Raw genomic sequence first — 23,687 nt, forward strand, 5'->3', positions numbered from 1 at the left:
TTCATTCCAGCACAACCGTTTTCATTACTGAATAACCGTTTTTCATGCCTGCACAGACTCATCTTTGCGTGTTCGCTTAGTCCATCCTCCACAGACGGAACGAGCGAGCCGGCAGCACGAATGTACGTCCCTGCCTGCCTTGTCCGGAAGTCTCACACGAAATTTCGTGCTGATTCTCCACAGTTGAGTCCAGCAAGCACGTCCACTCTGGTGCTTCTTCTCGCCTCGACAACTTACGAGAGCCGCTCATAATATCTTCATCATCAGCACCCAGCTGCACCATGTGTTCATAGTTATCTGGGTTCGCGAGCGCAAGGCAGTTTCCGAATCGGTAAGCCAAGTGATTGCCGTCCGTTTGCACGGCTTCGTGCGCCAAGCTGAACCATTCTGGCATGTCCTTGCGCAGTTCAATCAGTCGCTTGTAGTAGTCGGTTAGGTGCTGCATTCGTTGCGCTCGAGTCCAGTCCATTTGGTTGACCTTCTTACCCGAGTCAAATGAATTATGATTTCCGTATTTCGTCTTAGCTATTTCTTCGCCCGCAAGCATGAACGGTATGCCTGCCGCGGTCCAGATAAGGCCAGCGGCTATCTTATTAGCCTCGAGCACACGCTGCTGCGCTTCGCTTGGCTCAACCTCGTATAGCGCAGTCAGATCACTGATCTGCTCGCCATACATGCTGATGCACAGTTTGTCCCACAACGTGTAATCATCATGCGCCGAAACGTATTGAATAATTTGACCGGCATAGCCTTCCCAAGTGTCTGGCGTACGCCATGCATCAACAGCAAAAGCCACGGCCTCTTTATGCCCTGCTGCATCACCATTTACGAAGCCCTGATTCATTACTTCAAATACATGGCCCTTAATGGCATCACGTGTGGTATCGCAGAAGTGGCCAATGCGTGGATCGAGCTTATCGAGACCTTCTTTATCAGCAAGCAACGTACCTTCAAGCGTGGCCGTGTCATCTGCACGCCATGGTTCGCCATACATAATGATGTCTCTGCCGCCAGGGAGTACATCCAGAGCAGCACGAATATCGTTCATCGTATCGGTATCGATTAGACCCATTAAGTCAAAGCGGAAGCCGTCCACGTGGTATTCACGAGCCCAGTAGGCAACGGATTCAACCATAAAACGACGGAACATGCGATGCTCAGTGAACATATCGTTGCCACAGCCCGAACCATTAGCAATGTCACCGCCTGGAAGACGGCGAATAAAGTAGCCCGGCACCGTACGCTCGAACCAGTTATCTTTGACGAACATGTGGTTGTAGACCACATCCATAATGACTTTGATACCAGCTGCATGCAGTGCTTGAATCATTTGCTTGCATTCAGTAATGCGTACAGCACCGTCATATGGATTAGTCGCATACGAGCCTTCTGGCACGTTGTAATTCACTGGGTCATAACCCCAGTTAAATCCATCGGGATCGGACTCATCAACTGAGCCGTAATCATAAAATGGCAGCAACTGCACAGCAGTTACGCCAAGTTCACGCAAGTACGCCATACAAGTTGGGAATCCATTGTCTTGATTATCCAGCGTTGTGTTATTGAGCGTAAATGCCAAATATTTGCCGCGCAGCTGCTCTGGAACGCCGCTATGAGGATCATTGCTAAATGAGCCAACATGTGCCTCCCAAACCATGGTTTTTTGCGTTGTGGTTTGTGGCCTCGTGTCCTCATCCCAACCTTGAGGATTCGTTTGGCTCAGATCAACAATCATGCTGCGACGACCATTAACGCCAGCAGCTCGTGCCCATGGATCTGCAGAACGTTGAATATTGTTGTTGTCCATGCGCAGCAGGAAGTCATAATACGTGCCATGCAGATTGGCATCGCTATGCCAAGTCCATGAGCCATCCTCTTGCCGCGTCATAGCAATCGAGTCGATGTGCTGGTCATCTTGTTCTTCAGCAGATCCATGCGAGAACAGGCGTAATTCCACAGACTTTGCTGTAGGAGCCCACAGTGCAACATCAGTACCTTGCTCGGTAACAACTGCTCCAAGTGGGCGATCAAGGCATAACGTATACGGTTCTGGCGTTTGCTTCAGTGAGAAGTTCACTGGGGCCTTCTGAGTATCTGCCATTGGTTTGCTTGGTCCTTTGTATTCATGCACCATAACGTGCAAAATTCGGCTAGCCACCTCATACATCAGTGACTAGCCGAATTCTATAGAAATTGCATAGAACCGTTCAATACAGACTTGTGAATCTCTATTGAACGGTTCCAAATTGTGTTAATCAGCATCAGCCCTTAACAGCGCCCGACATCGATTCGGTGTAGAAGCGTTGCATCACAATAAACAGAATTGCGATTGGGATCGAAATCATCACAGCACCAGCCGCGAATCGAGCGAACCAGTTATTGATGTATTCCCTTTGCAGCATCTGCCACAGACCCAGCGATGCTGTGAAGTTCGTCTGCGTACGGCAAATAACCTTTGCCATAACGAAGTCGAGCCATGGGGTCAGGAAGCCGATAATTGCCTGATATACGATCATTGGCTTGCAGACTGGAATGATGATCTTCGTGAACACCTGCCAACGCGTGCAGCCATCGAGCATTGCAGCTTCATCGAGCGATGTTGGAATCGTATCCATGAAGCCCTTCATGACATAGAAACCAGCACCCGAGCCCGCGCTATAGACAAGGATCAGTGCAAATAGTGTTGTACTACTATCAGTCAGGTTCATCGCCTTCAGAATGAAGTAGATTGCAACCACAGCCATAATGCCTGGGAACATGCCCAGCACCAGCACGAAGTTCATGAAGAACCTACGTCCACGGAAACGTAGACGGCTGATGCAGTATGCAACCGACAGCACGAAGAAGACAGAAATCACACATACGAAGCACGCAATAATGAGCGTGTTCATGAACATACGTGGGAAATCGAGAATGTTACGCTCGGTGAACAACTTAATGTAGTTGTCGAACGTGTATTCCGTTGGGAAGAACGTGCTCTGATATGGACCAGTCTTCTTATTGAAGCTCTCAAGGAACACCCAAACGACTGGCAGCAGCCAAATAATAGACAGAACGCCTAGCAGAATGTAGACGAGTACATCGCCGAAAATACGGCGCTTACGCTGGTCCTGCAGGAAACTCTGCGACTCTGGAACAGCGACATCACTGTGCTTGCTCACCTGAAGCCCTCCTCATTCTTGTACGAACCACTGCTGCGGTAGGTAATCAGCGAGACGATAGCGAGGACGATGAACGTCAAAATACCGATAACTGCGCCGAGGTTGTAATCGTTCTTATCCACCGTGAGCTTGTACAGCCACGTAATCAACAGATCAGTCTTACCTGCCGAGGCATCCGTCGGCGTTGGGTCACCCTTAGTCAGCAGGAAGATAACGTTGAAGTTGTTGACGTTACCGGTGAACGTCGTGATCAGATATGGGGTAAGCACGAAGAAGATGTATGGCATCGTAATCTTCGTGAACGTCTGCCACCAATTCGCACCATCAATACGTGCAGCTTCGTAGAGATCCACAGGAATGTTCTGCAGAATACCAGTCACCTGCATAATCGTGTAAGGAATACCAACCCACAGGTTGACAATAATGACGGTGACACGAGCCCAAGTTGCATCTGTCAAGAATGGCAGCGAAGTCTCAATCAGACCCCAGTTCTTCAGCAGACGGTTAATTGCACCATCAGGCTGCAGCATCTGGCTCATAACCAGCAGCGACACGAACTGAGGAACTGCAATCGACATCGAGAAGATTGCACGCCACACATTCTTACCGCGCGTTGTACGGCGGTTCAGAATCATGGCCAAGAATAAGCCAAAGAAGAAGTTCAGGAAGGTTGCGAAGAACGCCCAAACCAGCGTCCAACTCAGAACCGACAGGAACAGCTTGCCATTAACAGTGCTACTTGAGTTGAAGAAGACTTCTTTGAAGGCAGCAAAGCCATCCCAGTCGAACAACACCAAGTGGTTGTGGTCGTAGTTCGTGAATGCCATCGAGATCATGAAGATCAGTGGCAGCACCGTGAAGGTCAGAATACCAAGAATTGGCAAGAACATCAGCGTTGCCGAAGCACGCTGGTTCAGTAATGCCTTCAGATCATCAACGAGCGTTGAGGCATGTCCCTCAGTCTTAGCTTCACACTGAGCCTTGTATGCCGAGCGAATCGACATAACCCACCAGGCAACGAAGACAAGGCAAATTGCAATCGTAGCCACACCGTAGAGCAGCAGAACAACCGAATTGTCACCAGCCTCAAAATGCAAGAAACCGTCGGCGTCTTTGACTTGTACTTGCTCACGATCGCCCAGCGAAGGCAACATACTCAGATTGTATGCGCCTGAGAAAATCATGAACAGGATGAACAGCACTTCACCGGCAAACAGCAGCAGACCCTTAACAATCTGCTTGCGCATTATGTTGCCGAGGCCGAACACCAGAATGGATAGTTTGGTCCAGACATCACCCTTAGTCAAGGCATTCTTGAGCGTATACGGTGATGGCGGGATGTAATCCGCTCCCAATCTGCGAGCCTTTCGAGCTGCGCGAGGGGAAAGCGTGGTGGCACTCATGGATACCTAACCGCCTCTCTGCTTTTTTTAAAAAAACTTTTTATCGCGTTAGAAAAGCTCAGGGACTGCGCCGTAGGCCGCCTCCCGAGTAGTACTCGTCACTGAGATGTCTTACGCAAAAGTGAAAAATTCGGATGTACTTCCGAGATGAAGGTTGTAAGAGGTCCCAACTCTTAAAAGGCCTTTACCGTCAAAAGACGGAGCATCGAAATTCTCCTAGCGATGCTCCGTCTCATTTGACTTACTACCAGTCATATTGCACGGTAGCTTGCTGACTTCTGCAGCGGAAGCTTGCTTGGTCAGCTGGGCTTAATCACTTCTGGAACGTAGAAATGCCCTTGAGAACCTGGTTCTCCCATTCCTGAGTCTTCTGCTCAGCGTTATCTGCGTTCACCTGCTTGTTGACAATTGCCTTGCCAAGGGACTCGGTTGGTGTCCACCATTCGTTCATAGCAGCAATGGTTGGCTGCAGAATGGAGGTGTTCTTCAGCGTATCAAGCTGTGCCTGAGCTGCTGGATCTTCAGCGATGCCAGACAGATCTGCCAGGCTCTTGTCAGAAGGAATAATCTGGCGCTTCTCCCAGTGCAGCTTCTGTGCTTCAGCGGAGCCCATGAAGCCTGCGAACAGAGCAGCAGCCTTAGTGTTCTTCGAGTTAGGGTTGTAAGCAGCAGCCTTCGAGCCCGAGAAGGACCTCATCTGCATGGTCTTGCCATTTGCAGTGAAGGTTGGCAGCTGAGCTGCAGCATAGTTGTCGCCCAGAGCTTCCTTCACGTCCTTTGCATCCCAAGAACCCGAGAAGTATGCGTCAACGCTACCCGAGGTCATTGCAGCCAGACCGGAGCCATCAGCATCATTCGTAAAGTTAGGGTTGTTAGCAACATCGACGAGGTACTTCGTGATATCTGCAGAGTTAGGGCCGAACTTGATACCGGCCTTCACATCGAGGCCATCCTTACCGAAGAGCTCAAGACCATCACCTGCGTAGAATGCAGGCATGTACCAAGAGTTGCTCAACTGGAAGGCAACCTTGCCCTTTTCAAGCATCGTGTTGAAGCTCTTCACATCATCAGCAGAGAACTTCGACTTGTTGTAGTACATAAACCAAGTGTTACCGGTGTATGGAACGCCGTACAGCTTGCCGTCAGTACCCTTGACCGAGTTGATCATGTCTGTATCGTTCTGTTCCTTGACCTGAGAAGCCAGAACATCTGGCAGCTCACCAATGGCCTTAAGGTCAATCAGCGTACCAAGCTGATCATTTGCGAACATGTACACATCTGCAGCAGCGGAAGGATCGGTCTTCACCTGCTTCGCAGCATCAGCCTCCGAAACCACATCGTTCTTCCAAGTGATGTTGTACTCAGGGTGCTTCTTCTGGAAAGCATCCTGAACGGCCTTCAGCCAGTTACCCTGGTCTTCTGCCTGATCTTCTGCTGGCGTCCACACGCTCAGCGTCACATCTTCCTTGGAACCGGAATTACTAGAACCGGAGTTATCCGAACCACAAGCTGCGAGAGGGAGCAGCATTGCAGCTGCTGCTACGAAGCCAAGCGACTTCTTCCAATTGATCATCATCGATCACCTTTCGTATTCTCTATCATTTCCGCAGTCACACCCCCTTTATTCTTCGTTCAATGACATCTCAGAAGAACCATGGGGGGATAACTGTGTGGAACACAGTATCATAATTGCAAACGTATTCAAGTGTGCATATTCCAATCTCGGACACATACCCCCGATCGGGCCATATGCCAGTAAATACGCCGTTTATCTCTAGTTCATAAGGAGTTCACTTTGACCCCTTCTGCAAACCCTGTAAAAGCCCCTAAAAATGCATGGTTAGACAAGGCCGTTTTCTATCAGATCTACCCTTCCAGCTTCGCGGATTCGAACGGTGATGGCATCGGTGATATCGCCGGTATTACATCGAAACTGGGCTATCTCAAGGAACTTGGTGTAACCGGTATTTGGCTGAATCCCGTGTACGATTCCCCCTTCCGAGATGGAGGATATGACGTCCGAAACTACGAACAAGTAGCGCAACGTTTCGGCACAAATGACGATTTGCTGAAACTGTTTCAATATTCTCACAAATTGGGCATCCGAATCCTGCTCGACCTAGTTCCTGGGCATACGAGTGACGAGCATGAATGGTTCCTCGACAGCAAACGTGAGCATCCAGATCAGTATGCCGATCGATACATCTGGACCGACGATTGGATTTCTGGTGGCGACGGTCTGCCATTTATTGCTGGTGAGGCCGATCGCAACGGCGCTTATATTACGAACTTCTTCTCGTTCCAGCCTGCGTTGAACTATGGCTTCGGCGAGCGCCGCCGTTCATGGCAACATGAGCCGCTGCAGGGTGCTGCGCTGCAAACAGCTCAGGCGCTCGTGGATATTATTCGATTCTGGCTTGAACTCGGTGCCGATGGCTTCCGCGTTGATATGGCTGATTCGCTCGTCAAATTCGATGATGCTGGCGAGATTCCTAAGCAGCAGACGCGTCGCGTATGGCAGTGGGTCTTTGAGCGCGTGCGCAATGACTTCCCTGATGCTATGTTTGTTTCTGAATGGGGTCGTCCTGACGAATCCCTCGATGCCGGATTCGATATGGACTTCTATTTGGACTGGCGCTGGGACGGTATTCCAAATGGCTACAACATGTTGCTGCGCAATACCTCTACCCCACTTGAGCACAGTAATGATGCCAGCTATTTCAATGCCGATAGTGGCACTGGTATTGCGCCATTTATTGCCGAATATGAACCTCGCTTACATGCGGCGCAGCAGCATGGTGGTCTGTTTAATTTCTTGACGTGTAATCACGACACGATGCGCGTGCGCCCAAGGTTGTCGAATTTGGAAGTACGACTGGCCTTTGCAACGCTGCTTTCACTGCCAGGTGCGCCGTTTATCTACTATGGCGACGAAATCGGCATGAATTATCGTCCACTTCCTACGAAGGAAGGCGGTTATGTGCGCACTGGTACGCGTACGCCAATGCAGTGGGATAGTTCAGCAAATGCAGGTTTCTCTACTGCAGCAGCTGACCAGCTCTATCTGCCAGTTGATCCTGATCCACAGGCCAATACAGTTGAGCAGCAAATGGCTGACGCTAATTCTATGTGGCATATGATGCAAACGCTGATTGCACTCAAGCAGTCACATGCTGCGTTGGGATCTTATGCACAATATCGAACGCTCTTTGCTTCCGATACAATGCGTTCTTATGTGTTCGAGCGCGAGGCCAATGGTGAGCGCATGCTAATTGCTGTGAATCCATCGCGAAGTGAAGAGACGATTGAGCTCAACACTAAGCTGCCATCCGACTGGGCAACCGCTACCCCGCTTTATCAGATCAACGACGTACAAACGGGTCAGGCCAATAATGAGCAAACGCAACAGGGTTCGCTCACGCTCGGCCCGCAGAGCTTTGCTCTGTTCACGCTCTAACGCCTAGCAACCAGATAGCAATCAACTAGCAGCTAGCCAGCAGCCAGCAGCCAGCTAGCACCAGTTAGCACCAGTTAGCACACGAGTTCGCGTTCAGTGCTGTGAATGTACTCCAGCACAGCCGCATAATCAGCGCCTTCAACGGCCAATGCAGCAAGATCGCGGGCTCGTGGTGCATCTGGGTCACCGTCCGTATGCAAATAGACGGCATCATAGCCAGCTCGAACAGCGCCCTCAATATCGCACATCACATTGTTGCCAACCATAAGCACGCGATCTGGGCTCACGTGGTTACGTTCAGCGACGGTGGCGAACAGCGCTGCCGATGGCTTGCGCATATTTTCTTCGCTCGAGATCGTCACATCATCGAATTCGTTCAGTAATCCGAGTTCACGCATTTCTGGCACGGTATAGCACGTCTGTGCATTGCTCAGCAGCACCACGCGATATCCCTCTTTACGCAGCGTCCGCAGCAATTCAATAGCGCCTGGATACACATCAATAAGCGTCGTTGCTCCTTGACGGAATGCCCATGCACAGCGCTCTGCTTCATCATCATCGGGATCGAACCACAGCGAAGTAAAGAGTCCGCGGAATGTATCGAGTAGTTCTGGTTCATATTCAGGATCACGGTCCATATGCGCGGCATCATCGGCGAAGCACGCATCATATTCATGACGTAATTCTTCATTGTTGTGATATCTTGCGCCGTATCGATCGAGCTCTTCGCGTAATGCATTCCACGCTTCTTCGCGGTTCTCATCGGTCACGTTGTACATCAGCGTGCCATATAAGTCGAATGCAATCACATCGTAGCGTCTCTCAACTGCCATAGTTAGCGCCTCCCAGAACCCCTTTGTCTCAACCCCCACCATACATTGAGCACCCCCTAAAAATGCCCATTTTCTCTATGATTACTACACCCCCGAGCTTTTTTCTACAGAGTGTTCACGTTTTCTTCACTTAGTTCATTCTGTGTATTTTTCTTTTTGATTATTTTTCGCTATGCAAACGTTGCGCATACATTGCAAATAACTGCCACACGTGCTGGAACAGAAATAAATAAAAATCAAGGTAAATTGATGTTTAATCACGTTGCAAACGATGGCAGTGCGCGCTATTGTTTAAAACACATAAACAAAGAAACGCAACTGCCTTGATCATGGTGCGAAGCTGCGTTCCTGCAGCGTAGAAAGTGAGCAGTTTCTGCTGACTTTCGCAACCATTTCCGCGACGTCTCGAAGATGACTCGCACGGAAGTACACAAGGTGGACGTGTTTGTCCGTAAAAAGCAGCTCATCCATCATTTTTTGAGGAGGCAATGATGCCAAACGAACCACAGACTGACCAGTCACAGCGCACTGAAAGTGCCGAGCGTCTCGCACGCCCGCTGATTCAGCTCGCTAATCTGTGGGGTATTTCTACGTCCTATATTGATCAGGTCGGCACATACGTTGAAATTGCTGACGATTCGCTCGTTACTGTGCTCGGCGCCCTCGGCGTTGATGCCACTAGCGACGAGCTCATTGACGCGGCACTCGATCGCAAGCGCGCTGATCTGCACAAGCAGCTCGTTCAGCCAACTATTGTGAAGTTCACTGGCGTTGAGAACCCAGTCGAAGTTCGCGTTCCAGCTGGCGCTACGCCAACCGTCTCGATTTCACTCGAGCAGGGCGGTCAGGGTGCAGCTGATCTGGCTACGCTTGAATTTGCTGCCAATGACGATGACGTTGACGTGTACACGTTGACAATTAGCGATGAGCTGCCTGAGGGCTACCACCACCTCAAGGTCTCTGATGGTTCCAATGAAGCTGAGTCGACGGTGCTGCGCGCTGCAGCAAGCATTCCGCTGCCTCCATCCATGGATCGTCAGCGTTGGGGCTGGATGACGCAGATGTACTCGGTGCGTGGCGCTGATTCGTGGGGCGTTGGCGATTACGGCGATCTCAAGCGCTTGGCCGCTGATGCTGCTGCAAAGTCGGGTGCCGACTTCATGCTGATCAACCCAATTCACGCTTCGGCTCCTATTACGCCACTTGAGCCTTCGCCATACCTGCCAGAATCGCGTCGCTTCCTGAACGTGACCTACATCCGTCCGCAAGATATTGAGGAATACGTTGAGCTCGCTAATGAGCACACGGAGCAGGCACAGACCGTTGTTGGCGAAGTGCAGGCTCTGCACGCACGCGTGGCTGATGACAACCTGAGCCCAGATCCACTCAACATCAACGATGCTTGGGATGCGAAGCGCGAAGCACTGCAGATTATTTTCAACATCCCACGTTCAGCTGAGCGTCAGCAGCAGTTCGAAGACTTCAAGAAGCAGGCCGGCGAGGACCTCGAGGCATTCGCTCTGTGGAGCGTTGCTTTCGAAGTGTGGGGCGCTCCTTGGAACGCTGAGAACGATTGGTTCCACAAGTACACCAAGAGCTCGCCAGAGGTGCAGCAGCTCAAGGCGGAGCACCACGATCTGTTCGAGTTCGAGTGCTGGCTGCAGTGGATTGCAGCTGAGCAGGTTGGCGCTGCACAGCAGGCTGCTAAGGATAACGGTATGGCTCTGGGCCTGATGCAGGACATGGCCGTTGGCGTGCACACCTACAGCTCTGATGTGTGGTGGAGCCCTGAGCGCTTCGCTGTTGGTCAGGTCACCGTGGGCTGCCCTCCTGATTTCTACAACCAGCAGGGTCAGGATTGGGGCCAGCCTCCATTCAACCCGAACTACTTGGAGGCCACGGGCTACCAGGTGTACCGCGATATGGTGCACAACATGTTCTCGCGCGCAGGTGCAATTCGTATTGACCACGTGCTCGGTCTGTTCCACCTGTGGTGGATCCCAGCAGGCAAGGGCCCAATCGCTGGTGCTTATGTGCGATACAACCACGAAGCCATGCTCGCCGTGCTGACGATTGAGGCAAGCCGCGCTCAGGGCATGGTTATTGGCGAGGATTTGGGTACGGTTCCTGAGTTCGTGCGCACGGTGCTCTCGGCACACGGCGTGCTCGGCGCTGACGTTGAGTGGTTCGCTCGCGTCAACAACTCGGGTAACGCAGGCGATCCTTACATGCCACCTTCGGACTACCGTAAGTTCGCTCTGGCCTCGGTGACGACGCACGATCTGCCACCAACGGCTGGCTACCTCCTCTACGATCACGTGGCACTGCGCGATGAGCTGCACCTGCTCAACGATGTGGAAAGCTTCCGCAAGTCCGCTGAGGCTGAGCAGAAGGCCATGCTGGATCTGCTGACGTCCGGTGGCTGGCTGTCTGCTGAGGCTGCTGCCGATGTGCCAAACCACGTGCAGGAAGTTGTTGAGGCTATGCACCGCATGCTGAAGGCAACGCCTTCCCTGCTGCTGCAGGCCGCTCTGGTCGACGGCGTTGGCGAGCGCCGCACGCAGAACCAGCCAGGTACTTCCACTGAGTACACGAACTGGCGCGTTCCACTGTGTGGTCCAGACGGCAAGGTTGTGCCAACCGAGCAGGTCTTCGATCTGCCTCGCGTTCAGGCTCTGTCGGCCATTATGAACGCCTGATCAGCAACGTTGCGTTTGCTTGATTTTAAATAATTTAATTTCTCTCTAACCATCGCAAAGGGGTGCCGCTTCGGCGGCACCCCTTTGTGTTTTGCTGCACCATATCTTCCCCGTGCTTGCACCTAGCGCCTTTGTATGCACCCCCTGCCATCTGGCTGGCATAACGGCACTTAAACGCGGCTTAGCGTGCAGTTTCGCCGCATATCCGGGCAGAAGGCACAGATACTGCAATCCCGCGCATATAGGGCCATTTACGCACGGATTCTGCGCTGTGCAATGGTGTAAGCGCTACTGCGCAACCACAAAAGTGCAAATGAATAATAATCAAGTACAGCAAAACTGCAACGTCTTGAAAAAAGCCAAGTTCCAAGCAAAGTAAAAGGCCGCAGCGAGCGCTGCGGCCTGAGGAGAGAGGAGGGGTAAGAATGAGTGGGCTACTTCTTGAGGTAGCCGTGCTTGCGGAAGATGTATTCCTGAATTGGTACGTGAATCGAAAGCAGTGAGCCGTAACCGATTACGGCAAGCAGGAACAGGCCCTGCGGCACGTACAGGTACGAAACGATGATCAGCGCAACGTAGGCCAAATCAACGGCGATCATGGCGAGCGTGGCCACAATGTAGCTAACGCCGAACACGTAGGAGTTAATCAGCGTACGGGACACCGTGTTCTCAAAGCGAGCCTGCAGTGCCCAGACCCACTCGAAACCGATGAGCCAAACAATCGTGAACGCGATTTTTGGCACCATAAGCTCAGGAATTCGTATAAGCCACAGATACGCTACGAGCGCGCCCATCAGGCCGAATACAACCCACAACATTGTGGATTTAATGAAGTTCTGCTTGAACGACTTGAAATAGCGACGGACCCAGTGGCCTTCGGCGTTGAGCATGCGTCGCGTTGTCTCCTGGCCTGCTGCGAGCGAGGCACCAATCGTAATAATTGGAAGGCTCGTCAACACCATCAGCATGTTGATAATAATTGCATCGACGCAATTGCTCCAACCCTGCATGAATCGGGAGTCGGGAGACAAGAAGTTCATGAGTCACCTTCCGGGGGTTCGTATAGCTTGTGCGAGCTACGTTACTCACACGTTATGGCTTTCGTTTTGACTGTATTGACTTGTACTTAATGAAACAGGCGGGAAGAACGAATCCTTCCCGCCTGTGGAAATGATCGAGAGATCAAATCTTATGTCGCATCAGCCCTTGACTGCGCCAGCCATAACACCCTTGACGATGTACTTCTGGCAGATCAAGTAGAAGACCACGATTGGGAGGATTGCGAGCACGAGGCAAGCCATCATTGCGCCCATATCGACGGAGCCGTAGCCACCCTTGAGGTACTGCACAGCAACCGAGATCGTCTTGTACTTGTTCAGATCAAGAGTCAGGTATGGCAGCAGGTAGTCGTTCCAGATCCACATGGCCTGAAGAATTGCGACCGAGATAATCGATGGCTTCATGATTGGCACAACGACCTGGAAGAACGTACGTGGAACCGATGCACCATCGAGCATTGCCGACTCTTCGAGCGACTGTGGGATGCCCTTGACGACGCCAGTGAAGATGAACACAGCCAGACCAGCACCGAAGCCCAAGTAAATAATGCAAAGGCCCCATGGAGTGTTCAAACCGAGGCGGTCGGTCAGCCAGGACAGCGTGAACATGAGCATCTGGAATGGGACGATCATGTTGAACAGGAACAGCGTGTACAGCGTCTTAGCTGCCCAGTTGTCAACGCGGACGATCCACCAAGCGCACATCGAGGTGCACAGCAGGATCAAGCAGACCGAGCCGACGGTGATCAGCAGCGTCCAGCAGAAGCTAGCGAAGAAGTTCGTAACTTCAATACCGCGAATGTAGTTATCGAATCCAGCGAACGTATCACCGTTTGGGAAGGCGAATGCGTTATCGCTGATGTATGCCTTCTTCTTAAACGAGTTGATAAGAACCAGGAACAGTGGGAAGACCCACGCCAGGGACAGCGCTGAGAAGAACAGCGTCCATAGCGCTCCGCGCTTTGGCTTTTCAAAGTTGCTCATGCCTCAACCTCCTTGGACGTAGTGAGCTTGTTCTGGATCAATGCAACGACTGCCACGAGGATGAAGAACAGCACTGCCTTTGCCTGGCCAACGCCCTCGAAGCCCGTACGGCCGTAGAACGTGTTCGTGATGTTCAGAGCCAGGCCTTCTGTCATCTTGCTTGGCATACCTGCGGTCAGTGCAAGGTTCTGATCGTAGAGCTTGAAGCCGTTGGTCACGGTCAGGAACGAGCAGACCGTAATCGAAGGCATCATAAGTGGGATGATGACGCGGAACATCGTCTGGCGGCTGTTTGCACCATCGACGGATGCTGCCTCAAGAACATCGGTAGGCAGGGACTGCATACCTGCGATGTAGATGATCATCATGTAACCGATTTGCTGCCAGCAGACCAGTATGACGAGGCCCCAGAAACCATACTTCGGGTCATATGTCAACGACTTCGACCAGTGAGCCAGGACACCGTTGAGCAGCAGCAGCCAGATGTAGCCGAGGATGATGCCGCCGATGAGGTTTGGCAGGAAGAATACAGAGCGGAACAGGTTGGCGCCACGGATTGCCTTCGTAAGCATGTAAGCAACTGCGAATGCGACCACATTAATTACGATCGTCGTCACAATCGTCAGTGCCGTGGAGAACCACAGCGAGTGAAGGAACACAGGATCCTTCAGTGCTTTTGCGTAGTTTGCAAAGCCCACGAAACGAGTCTTTTCAACCGTCGTGAACTTGCAGAAGCTTAGATACACGCCATAGATAAATGGAACGATAAAGCCAATGATGAATGCGATGAATGTCGGAAGAACAAACAACGCCCACCATTTGCGTATCGCCTTGCCAGCCATGCTGATCATTGGTAGGCCTACTTTCTTGGGGATCTCACTCCATCCCACGTCGTCGTGTTACTGGAGTAATTGCAGTTACGGTCTTGGTTTCGCTGCCGGTTGCATTGCGATCTGCACAGAGTAGACAATCGACCCCTCGGACTAAGTCCGTAGTTTCTTGTGCGTCTTGTAGTGATCTCTCCTATGTCAACACAAGAGCGAAACTGCCGAGCTTAGGATTTGTCTACTTACTGTGATGCGCAGGCTGCTCTGCCGCGACCTCTGTATGCAAGAATAGCGATGACTTGCAAAAATGTCAAACGTTTGCAGTGAACAACTTTGAACTTCTTGGACAAGGCGTAGAAACCTTGAAAACATTGATGTATAATGACTGAAAACACACCGTTTTTGCAGCAATGTAGCTGAAATGAAAACGTTTGTGCAAACAGAACCATCACAAACGTTTGCATTTATGCAAAACTTGGTACTAACTCATCCTTCAACGAAGAAGAAAAGGTGGACTCACCCCATGAACACGAGCATTCAAGATGTGGCAAGGGCCGCCCAGGTTTCCATTTCCACGGTCTCGAGGTCGTTCACGCGTCCGGAGCTTGTGTCCAAAGCAACGCGTGAAAAAGTGTTGAAAGTTGCCGAACAGCTCAACTTCTCTACCTCACGTTCTGCTGCGGCATTGAAAACTGGTCGCTCGCTGCGCATCGCACTCTTGATGAGCGATCACCTGCATCGCTGGTTCAGCTCCTCAGTTATTGAGGGTTTGAATCAGGTATTTCACCCAGCTGGATACGATATTTCGATTTTCCAAGTCTCGAGTGTGGAAGAACGCCGCGAATTCTTTGACATGTTGCCCGTGCGCCGCAATGCCGATGCCGTAATCGTTACTTCGTTCGACATCGATACGGCTGAAGTACGCGAACTCATGTCTATTGGCGTACCAGTGCTCGGTATTAACTCGGTACTTCCTCAGGAACGTGGCTTTACTGCTGCAATCAATATTGACGATATTCAGGGTTCAATTCTGGCCGCCCGTCACTTAATTGCACTAGGCCACCGCAATATCGCTTATGTGCGTGCGTCACGCGATGTTTCGCTGCATTTCAGTGTTGCGCAGCGTTTTGATTCGTTTATGGAGTGCTGCAGCCGCTCGGGCATCAGTCCTACGGTGATCACGGCTCAAGAAGGTCCGAACAGAATCAGTGACGTCGTTACTGAACTGCTCAGTCTTGAGCAACTTCCTACTGCAATCGCCTGCCAGGAAGATGACGTCGCCATTCCGCTCATGTTCCAGTTAATGCGCAGCGGGTTCTCCATTCCCGGCGATTTCTCCATTATTGGCTATGACAACAGCACGTTTGCTCATGATTTAGGTCTCACCACCATTGCTCAGGATCCTGAGCACATGGCTGCACAGGCCGCGCGTATGACGCTCGGTCTTATTGAAGGCATTAAACCAGAAGAAATGTTTGTGACCGAACCAGCTCATTTAATTGTTCGTTCCAGCACGGGCCCTGTGCCGCAAGGCGAATAATTTGCTCATATAAACAATGAAGTGCGCCGAAGATAATTCGGCGCACTTTTTATTATGCCTATGGCTTGCCTAAGCTCGGCAATTATGCCCATTATTTCTTGCCGCTACTTCCCTATTGTTAGGTCTTGTTTCGTTAAGCCTCGTTGCATCCCTCAATACGCTCCGTACAGCAGTTACTGCGGTTGAAGCGCCAGCGATGCAGGAACAGAAATCAGCATAAATAACAAAACAGAATGAATAAACAGAACAGTATAGGAGAGCCGAACAGAATAAGAGAATAGAACAGCAGCAGAAGTCGGGCTCAGAAAAAGGAAAGGCCGCAACCAGAGGCTGCGGCCTAGAGAGAAATTGAAAGGGAGGCGGCCAGCTTAACCGCCAAGTCTTTTCTTGATGAAACCAGGTGGCTGGGAGGAGAATCCCAGCCACCTCAGGAGTTTCTATTTAGTTATCGACGAGAAATTGATGATCAGTGCGTTGCGTCGTACTCAGTTGCCCAGTTGTCGACGAATGCCTTCTGAACAGCATCCCAGTTACCGGTGCCCTGAGCGTAAGCAAGCATTGCAGAGCCGAGCTGGTTCTTCCACTCCTCCGATGGCATCATCGTGAAGTTCCAGGTGACCTGAGTCTTACCGGAGTTGGAATCCTCAACAGCTTCCTCAACGAGTGGGTTGTCGGACTTGACCTTGTCGAACGTCTTGAATGGCGTCGTGAAGCCCATGTCCTCAGACAGAGCCTTGATGCCCGTGTCCGAAGTGATGACCCAGTTCAGGAAGTCCTTCGAAGCCTTCTGATCAGCCTCAGAAGCGTCGGAGTTGATGCACAGGTAGTTCTCGGAACCCGTTGCCAGGCCTTCCTTTGCATCGTCAACGCCTGCGTAGATTGGCAGCATGCCGACCTGATCTGGCTTCATGCCAGCCTTCTCCAGATCGCTCCATGCCCAAGTACCGTTCTGGTAGAAGGCTGCCTTGCCGAGTGCGAACTCAGAGTTTGCATCGTCGCCAGTCTTCGAGCTCAGAGCCGTACGATCCGTCGTGGAATCAGTGATGTACATATCGAAGATGTTCTTGAAGTTCTTCAGGTACGTACCCTTGATCGTTGCAGGCTGTTCCTTGACGTTATCCTTCAGGAACTCGTAGTACAGAGGGATGTTTGCCAGGTGGGTCTTGAAGCGCCAATCGGAGCTGGAGTCGAAGCCAGCCGAGGTGAATGCACCCTCAATGCCGAGCTCAGCCTTGTGAGCCTGCATATCGTCAGCAACTTCCTTGAGCTTATCGAACGAGTTGATCTCGTCAGCGCTCTTCACCTTTGCATCTGGAAGCTCAGTGTACTTCTTCAGCAGATCCTTGTTGTAGATGATGCCGTAGGTCTCCATGACGTATGGAATTGCCTCGACCTTGTCGCCATCCTTGAGGGCGATGCTTGGATCCTTGAGCTGCTTGTACATCTCAGTGTCGGAAAGGTCAGCCGTGTTGTCCTTCCACGTTGCCAAACCCACAGGGCCGTTGACCTGGAAGATCGTTGGAGGGTTGCTCTTTGCCAGCTCGGACTTCAGGGTCTGCTCGTACGTACCCGATGCAGCGGTCTGAACCTTAACCTGAACGCCAGTTTCCTCGGTGTACTTCTTTGCCAGTGCGACCCACTGGTCAGCAGCTTCAGGCTTGAAGTTCAGGAAGAAGACGCTACCCTTTGCGTCGCTGGATCCCGAGTTACCGCATGCAGCAAGTCCCGTAAGTCCCATTGCAGCAATAGCAGCAATACCAATAGCTTTTTTCCATGTGCGATTCATCTTTGAACCTTTCCAGAGGTGTTCGTGTCTTTGAGACGCTCCGCGCCGTTTGCGGAGGGGAAGAAGTTTCTCTCCAGACTTCTTTTCCTTGGCTTTATTATGCACCAGTTCAATGCAAAATGCAAACGTAAGCAGCAAAAACAGCGATTATTTTGAAAATTCTTCGGCAGCCAGTTTTGAAATCCCTAGAAATCAAGCCATTTTCGCGGTTTATTAGTTTTGCAAGCGTTTGCCAAATATTCACATTTTTTAATTTCTGCTAGTAAAAATAATTTTTCTTATTAATAGTTTTCTATACCACTGTTGGTCTGAGACCGTTACGTATTTCGCCGATTTTGCCCATTCTTCGGAATTATTGCTCTCGTTTGCAAAAAAGTGCATAGAATCAGAACGCAGAGCACAAGGCAATGGGCATACTCAGTTCCAAGTGACGCACACGCAAGGGTGCGAAGCCATCACGACGTACGAGGCACCTCTACACCAGTGCAGAACAACATACCGGAAAAGAAAACAGGAGCAACGGTAATGACGCAGAACAACACCTTCGACGATTGGTGGAAGCAGGCTGTTGTATATCAGGTGTATCCACGCAGCTTTAAAGATATGAATGGTGATGGCTTAGGTGACATTGCTGGTGTCACTGATCGTATGCCTTATTTACAGGCATTAGGTATTGATGCTATTTGGCTCTCACCGTTCTATCCATCCGAACTTGCCGATGGTGGTTATGACGTTATTGATTACCGCAATATTGATCCACGCTTAGGTACGCTTGACGATTTCGATGCCATGATTGATGCTGCACATCATGCTGGCATTAAGGTCATTGTCGATATTGTGCCAAACCACACGTCAGATCATCATGAATGGTTTGAAGCAGCACTTGCTGCTGGTCGTGGTTCTGCAGAACGAGATCGCTATATCTTCCGTGAGGGCCGCGGTGAGCATGGTGAGCTGCCTCCTAATGATTGGCAGTCCTTGTTCGGCGAATCAGCATGGCAGCAGGTTGAAGATGGCCAGTGGTACCTGCACTTGTTCACCAAGGAACAGCCAGATCTGAACTGGGATAACCCAGATGTCCACGAAGAATTTAAGAAGACGCTGCGCTTCTGGTCTGATCGTGGTGTTGACGGATTCCGTATTGATGTGGCACATGGTTTGGCAAAGAATCTTGATGCGGCACCTCTTGAGGTGCTCGGCGCACAGTACCCAGTGCAGCAAATTGAAAATGCTGACGGCAATCACCCACTCTGGGATCGCCCTGAAGTCCACAAGATTTATCGCGAATGGAACGAAGTGTTCCGCGAGTATGAGCCACATCGTTTTGCTGTTGCTGAGGCTTGGGTTGTTCCAGAACATCAGTATCTCTACTCGCGCGAAGACGAGCTTGGCCAGGTCTTCAACTTTGAGTTCTCTGGAGCGCAATGGACTGCTGCTGATTTCCGCAAGGCTATTACAGAAGGTCTTCGTGCCGCTGATGAGTCAGGTTCTACGACGACTTGGGTGATGAGCAATCACGATATGCCTCGTCATGCAACGCGTTATGGATTGCCGACCGTACCAGCCAACACCGTTAATCAGCTCGTTTCTGATTGGCTGCTGCGCAATGGCACTACTTATATTGAGGACCGTGAGCTCGGCAACCGCCGTTCACGTGCTGCAATTCTGATGGAGCTCGGCCTACCTGGTTCTGTCTATGTGTATCAGGGCGAAGAGCTCGGTCTACCAGAAGTGGCCACAATCCCATGGGACCGTCTTGAAGATCCTGTTGCCTTTAATACGAATCATGGCACTGCCGAAAAGGGCCGCGATGGTTGCCGTGTTCCGCTGCCTTGGAATTCAACTGATATGCCACAGCCAGCTGAGTGGAGTGATGAATTTGGTGAAGGCACGACCGGTACGTTCGGTTTCTCCCCTGCACATGCGGATGCTCCACATCTGCCTCAGCCATTGTGGTTCAAGCAGTTCTGTGCCGATATCGAGTCTGAAGACGATAGCTCGATGCTGAATCTGTACCGTCGTGCACTGGCTCTGCGTCAGTCATTGCTAACGTCCACACACAGCCTTGATTTCACGTGGAACAATGACGACTATAGCGACCAGGTCATTGCCTACTCTCGCCCAATTGCCGATGAATCAGGTGATCGCTTCGCTTGCTTTATCAACTTTGGCAAGGAATCCATCACATTGCCGAACGGAGAAATTCTGCTGAAGTCGTCTCCATTTATGGGTTACGAACTGCCAACTGACACGGCAGTGTGGATGCGCGTCTGAGCAGCAACCGCTCGAGAAAGTTACAATACCGCAATACTACAGATTGAGCCGATGAGTCATCCCCTGACTTATCGGCTCATTTTTGTAGGTGATAAAGAATGCATGCGCTCAGCGTTCGTCTGATCATACTAGATCTGTGCACACGAAATATACAACCACGCAAAACATCTGCACACGCGAGATATCTGATCCTATGAAATATCTGATCATACGAGATATCTGACCACATGAGATATTTGATTACACGAGATACCTGACCACGCAAGAGACTTATTTCACGTGGTATTACTGGCATATCACATTATCTCGGATCGGTTTCACATGAAACCCGCGTCCGTCAGTTCCACATGAAACCTTTTATTCAGTTCCACGTGGAACGACCAGTACGAACGCAGAAGATTTTCAATTATTCAACGGCTACTGGCGCAACCGCAGTAATAAAAATTCAGAACAACTCAAATATTCCAGTGCTCGATAACCGGATCACCCTTGTAGAAACCGAGCTGGCAGAAATGAGCCGTGTCCAAACGCAAGTGACGTGCAAGCTGTGGCTGCTGACCGAGGAACTGCGTGGCCAGAATACGCAAGATATGAGCGTGAGCCACGAACAGTACGTTACGACCGGCGAGCATTGCAGGACGAGCGAGCTCAATAGCATGAGCCGCACGCTTCGCAGCGTCATCCAGCAGCTCTCCCTCACCGTTCACAATGTGCACCTGCGTACCGTCTGGCATCATTTCGTTACGCTCGCCACCCAAATGGATAGGCAAAGTCTGCGGACCGTCACTCCAGACATCCCAGTTCGAACCGAAATGACGCGACAGTTCAGCGCGCGTGCGTCCCTCAGCGCGACCGTAATCCCACTCAGCTAAGTCCGGAACAACCGTATGCTCCGGGAAACCTGCAAGATCAGCCGTGGTCTGTGCACGAACCAACGGACTCGTAAAAACATCACGTTCTTCAAATCCAGCAGGGAACATCTTTCTCAATCGCTCCCCCGCTGCTTCCGCCTGCGCACACCCCTCTTGCGTCAGCGTAATATCCGTGCGACCCGTGTATTGACCACTTTCGCTCCACACTGTCTGCCCATGTCGCAGCAGCACGAGCGAGCCCGGTGTCACCGTAGTACTTGCATCCATTAGCTTGTACTCCCCTTGTTTTTGATTATCAACCTCTTCTATCCTAAGTTGTTTATCCCCCTTACGCTGTTTAATTTCGAATTTTTTGTAACTCTTTTTTTATTTCTGTTTTTGCCTCTTCAGATTTTTGCTAGAGATTCTATCCGTTTCTATTTCAGCTCATACGATTTACGCAGTTTTGTGCCTAAACTAGTGAGCATGATGAAGCGCACGAAGCAAACCGAATCCGTTGATGCAGTTGATGCAATGGAAACAGCTGCGAACAAGGCAGCTGCTGAGGCATCCCACATGGATGACACCAAAGATGCCGTTATTGCGTCGTTGCACAAAGTCGATAAGAAGGTCAATGCACTGACGTCTGCACGTCGCAAAGACCCTGATACGTTAACCGATAAGCTCGTTAAGTCTGCAATTCCTTCGCTGACAGGCATGGTTGCTGGTCATGTGTTCCAGTCCATTTGGAATGCAGTGACGAATAAGCTGCACCCTGGCACTGAGGACGATGAGCAGGATCAGCGTAGGGGCTTGCTCGCAAGCCTCGTATTTGCAGCACTTTCGGCTGCATTTGTTGCTGTGATTACGCAGCTTTCTGATCGCGGTACGATTGCGACGATTCATAAGATCCAAAAGCGTCGCGCACGCAAGTAATTGCAGTGCACGCGAGTAATCACGGTGCACTGGAGCTAACAGTGCACAGTACTGAATAGTGCACAGTATCTAACTTTGGCGTTCTCCTTGTGAGGGCGCCTTTTTGTTTATCTGCTGATCAGTTTTGGCGGCGCTTTCGCAGTGCTTGTAGAGGCTTGTAGAGCACGGAGCTGCACGTTGTATGACATTGTGTTGATGACAGTCTGATCATTACCCATATGAGACGGTTACGGTACTGGGTTTTGGTTTATTCCAAGAAATATGCATTATTCGCTATAGGTGCAAGATGCCTGATTTTAAGCCGAATCGTCAGCTTCTCCGCCAATAATGAGCGTATGACACAAATTATTCATAACCCAACAGTCGATATGCTGTTGCAGCGTCGTTCTATTCGTGCTTTTGAACAGAACCCGATTGACGAAGATACTATCGCTACGCTCGAGCGCTGCGCTCAGCAGGCTCCATCCAGCCAGTACCTGAACGACTGGTCTGCAATTCGCGTGACCGATCCAGAGAAGCGTCAGAAGCTCGCTGAGATTGGCCACCAGAAGTACATCGGCACCGCTCCTCTGCTGTACATCTACGTTGTGGATGAGCACCGTAATGCTCAGATTGCACAGCGTAAGGGCATTGATCCTGAGTCTGATGAATTCACGCTGAAGGCAAGCTACCGCTTCTCCCAGGCACAGAACGATGCTGTGCTTGGTATGTCTGCAATGATGACTGCTGCTGAATCGCTTGGCCTCGGCAGTGTTGTGCTCGGCACGATCCTTAATGACATTCCACAGGTTATTGAACTGCTTGATCTGCCTAAGTACACGTATCCTGTGCTTGGTCTGGCTCTTGGTAAGCCAGCACAGCATCCTGAAATTAAGCCTCGTATGCCTCGTTACGTGCAGTTCATGGAGAACTCGTACTTCAACGAAGCTGATGTGACTGAAGAGCGTATGGCTGCATTTGATGAAGAAGTGCACACGTACTACGATCTGCGCAAGGGCGGCCGTCCAGAAGAGACGTTCAGTAAGCAGATTGCTCAGAAGGCTGTGGATACCGAGGTGCTCGATCGCGGTATTAAGCACGCTGAGGCTCAGGGCTTCCAGCTCGATCGCTGATAACGCCTAATACTGATAACGCTTAATAGCAGGTAATCAGTTACTCATCGAGTGTTGTACCTGATATAGATAAGGCCGGATACTCATCAAGAGGTTTCTCTCTTGTAAGTATCCGGCCTTTGCTATGTATTAGCCTGCTTACGGGTCTTGAAACATATGTTGCCAGCTATGCACGCAGCTTCGTATACCCGCAGTTTGGTATACATATGCTTTCGTGCTGACATGATTTGGTATACACATGGTTTCGTTATCACGTGCATTTCCAAACTCATGCTTTTAGTTGCATAACCATCTTTGCACGTGCAACATTACCTACGACGTGGCTTATAGCCTTTCTTACGCGAATGAGGCTTGCGCGTTCGTGATGATTCAGAATACATCCTGGCATTAGGATCATGATGCGTTAAATGCCATGTGCTGCAGAATTCACAGCGATATACCCAGAGCTCTACTCCACGCTCAATACGGCTCGTTTCTGCCGCTTGTAGCGCCGTGAGCTTGTTCTGATACATAATCTTGTTGGTAGGCTGGCAGCGCTTCGGTACGAAGTAATGCATAACCGCCTCCAGTGAATTATGATCTCAATAATTTTTGACCTGTAACTCTGTTGTAATTCGAGGTCTACCTATTTGGCTCTAGATATGTTTGAACCCCGATAACCGTTGTGGTTTCGGGGTTCAAACTTGAAAAGTTGTGTAGCGGCGGCGTGCTACTCTCCCACATCCTCTCGAATGCAGTACCATCGCCGTGCCAGGGCTTAGCTTCC

At 50.8% G+C, this 23,687-nt stretch carries 17 protein-coding genes; 6 read left to right on the forward strand and 11 right to left on the reverse strand.

From position 1 onward, the window contains the following. Positions 1–76 precede the first annotated feature (76 nt). The 4 genes from pulA to D2E26_RS07355 form a co-directional block, all read right to left on the reverse strand. On the reverse strand, positions 77–2,101 hold the full coding sequence (gene pulA / locus D2E26_RS07340; RefSeq protein ID WP_125964147.1) for a type I pullulanase: 2,025 nt from the start codon (positions 2,099–2,101) through the stop codon (positions 77–79). 160 nt (positions 2,102–2,261) lie between these two features. Next, a complete protein-coding gene (locus D2E26_RS07345; protein ID WP_125964149.1) occupies positions 2,262–3,161 on the reverse strand; it encodes a sugar ABC transporter permease in 900 nt (299 codons plus the stop codon). Then, complete coding sequence (locus tag D2E26_RS07350) at positions 3,158–4,564, reverse strand: carbohydrate ABC transporter permease (RefSeq protein ID WP_125964151.1); 1,407 nt, start codon at positions 4,562–4,564, stop codon at positions 3,158–3,160. The genes D2E26_RS07345 and D2E26_RS07350 overlap by 4 nt, the downstream gene beginning before the upstream one ends. Positions 4,565–4,877: 313 nt before the next feature. Further along, positions 4,878–6,140: an extracellular solute-binding protein gene (locus D2E26_RS07355; RefSeq protein WP_125964153.1), complete on the reverse strand. Its 1,263-nt coding sequence runs from the start codon at positions 6,138–6,140 to the stop codon at positions 4,878–4,880. A 219-nt stretch (positions 6,141–6,359) separates the two neighbouring features. Here D2E26_RS07355 and D2E26_RS07360 point away from each other — a divergent pair, with 219 nt between their 5' ends. After that, the gene (locus D2E26_RS07360; protein WP_125964155.1) at positions 6,360–8,021 is read left to right on the forward strand and encodes an alpha-amylase family glycosyl hydrolase; all 1,662 of its coding nucleotides are present in this window, start codon (positions 6,360–6,362) and stop codon (positions 8,019–8,021) included. A gap of 74 nt (positions 8,022–8,095) precedes the next feature. Here D2E26_RS07360 and D2E26_RS07365 read toward each other — a convergent pair whose 3' ends face one another. Further along, on the reverse strand, positions 8,096–8,854 hold the full coding sequence (locus D2E26_RS07365) for an HAD family hydrolase (protein WP_164515912.1): 759 nt from the start codon (positions 8,852–8,854) through the stop codon (positions 8,096–8,098). Positions 8,855–9,345: 491 nt separating this feature from the next. Between D2E26_RS07365 and malQ the strand changes: the two genes are divergently transcribed. Further along, the gene (gene malQ, locus D2E26_RS07370; protein ID WP_125964158.1) at positions 9,346–11,553 is read left to right on the forward strand and encodes a 4-alpha-glucanotransferase; all 2,208 of its coding nucleotides are present in this window, start codon (positions 9,346–9,348) and stop codon (positions 11,551–11,553) included. Positions 11,554–11,987: 434 nt separating this feature from the next. Here the strand turns inward: malQ and D2E26_RS07375 are convergent, their stop codons facing one another. From D2E26_RS07375 to D2E26_RS07385, 3 genes are all read right to left on the reverse strand, one after another. Beyond that, on the reverse strand, positions 11,988–12,593 hold the full coding sequence (locus tag D2E26_RS07375) for a DUF624 domain-containing protein (protein WP_125964160.1): 606 nt from the start codon (positions 12,591–12,593) through the stop codon (positions 11,988–11,990). 159 nt (positions 12,594–12,752) lie between these two features. After that, positions 12,753–13,595, reverse strand: coding sequence for a carbohydrate ABC transporter permease (locus D2E26_RS07380; protein WP_125964162.1), 843 nt, complete (start codon positions 13,593–13,595; stop codon positions 12,753–12,755). Next, positions 13,592–14,446, reverse strand: coding sequence for a carbohydrate ABC transporter permease (locus tag D2E26_RS07385; RefSeq protein ID WP_125964164.1), 855 nt, complete (start codon positions 14,444–14,446; stop codon positions 13,592–13,594). Before D2E26_RS07385 ends, D2E26_RS07380 begins: the two co-directional genes overlap by 4 nt. A gap of 499 nt (positions 14,447–14,945) precedes the next feature. Here D2E26_RS07385 and D2E26_RS07390 point away from each other — a divergent pair, with 499 nt between their 5' ends. Next, positions 14,946–15,962, forward strand: a complete 1,017-nt coding sequence (locus D2E26_RS07390; protein ID WP_125964166.1) for a LacI family DNA-binding transcriptional regulator — start codon at positions 14,946–14,948, stop codon at positions 15,960–15,962. 466 nt (positions 15,963–16,428) lie between these two features. On the opposite strand, the gene D2E26_RS07395 is transcribed toward D2E26_RS07390, so the two are convergent. Next, the gene (locus D2E26_RS07395) at positions 16,429–17,748 is read right to left on the reverse strand and encodes an ABC transporter substrate-binding protein (protein WP_125964167.1); all 1,320 of its coding nucleotides are present in this window, start codon (positions 17,746–17,748) and stop codon (positions 16,429–16,431) included. Positions 17,749–18,273: 525 nt separating this feature from the next. On the opposite strand from D2E26_RS07395, the gene D2E26_RS07400 reads away from it, so the two are divergent. Next, positions 18,274–20,022 (forward strand): glycoside hydrolase family 13 protein, encoded by a 1,749-nt coding sequence (locus D2E26_RS07400; RefSeq protein WP_125964169.1) that lies wholly within the window; start codon positions 18,274–18,276, stop codon positions 20,020–20,022. Between the two features lie 455 nt (positions 20,023–20,477). Here the strand turns inward: D2E26_RS07400 and D2E26_RS07405 are convergent, their stop codons facing one another. Continuing rightward, entirely contained in the window at positions 20,478–21,161 is a 684-nt protein-coding gene (locus D2E26_RS07405) for a histidine phosphatase family protein (RefSeq protein ID WP_125964171.1), read from the reverse strand. A 198-nt stretch (positions 21,162–21,359) separates the two neighbouring features. On the opposite strand from D2E26_RS07405, the gene D2E26_RS07410 reads away from it, so the two are divergent. After that, on the forward strand, positions 21,360–21,809 hold the full coding sequence (locus D2E26_RS07410; RefSeq protein ID WP_241218918.1) for a DUF4235 domain-containing protein: 450 nt from the start codon (positions 21,360–21,362) through the stop codon (positions 21,807–21,809). Positions 21,810–22,153: 344 nt separating this feature from the next. Then, complete coding sequence (locus D2E26_RS07415; RefSeq protein WP_125964188.1) at positions 22,154–22,921, forward strand: nitroreductase family protein; 768 nt, start codon at positions 22,154–22,156, stop codon at positions 22,919–22,921. A gap of 308 nt (positions 22,922–23,229) precedes the next feature. Here D2E26_RS07415 and D2E26_RS07580 read toward each other — a convergent pair whose 3' ends face one another. Next, positions 23,230–23,478 carry a hypothetical protein gene (locus D2E26_RS07580; protein WP_125964173.1) on the reverse strand — a complete coding sequence of 83 codons (249 nt, stop codon included), beginning with the start codon at positions 23,476–23,478 and terminating at the stop codon, positions 23,230–23,232. Positions 23,479–23,687: the final 209 nt, after the last annotated feature.

This window comes from Bifidobacterium dolichotidis (assembly GCF_003951975.1).
Classification (GTDB): Bacteria; Actinomycetota; Actinomycetes; order Actinomycetales; family Bifidobacteriaceae; genus Bifidobacterium; species Bifidobacterium dolichotidis.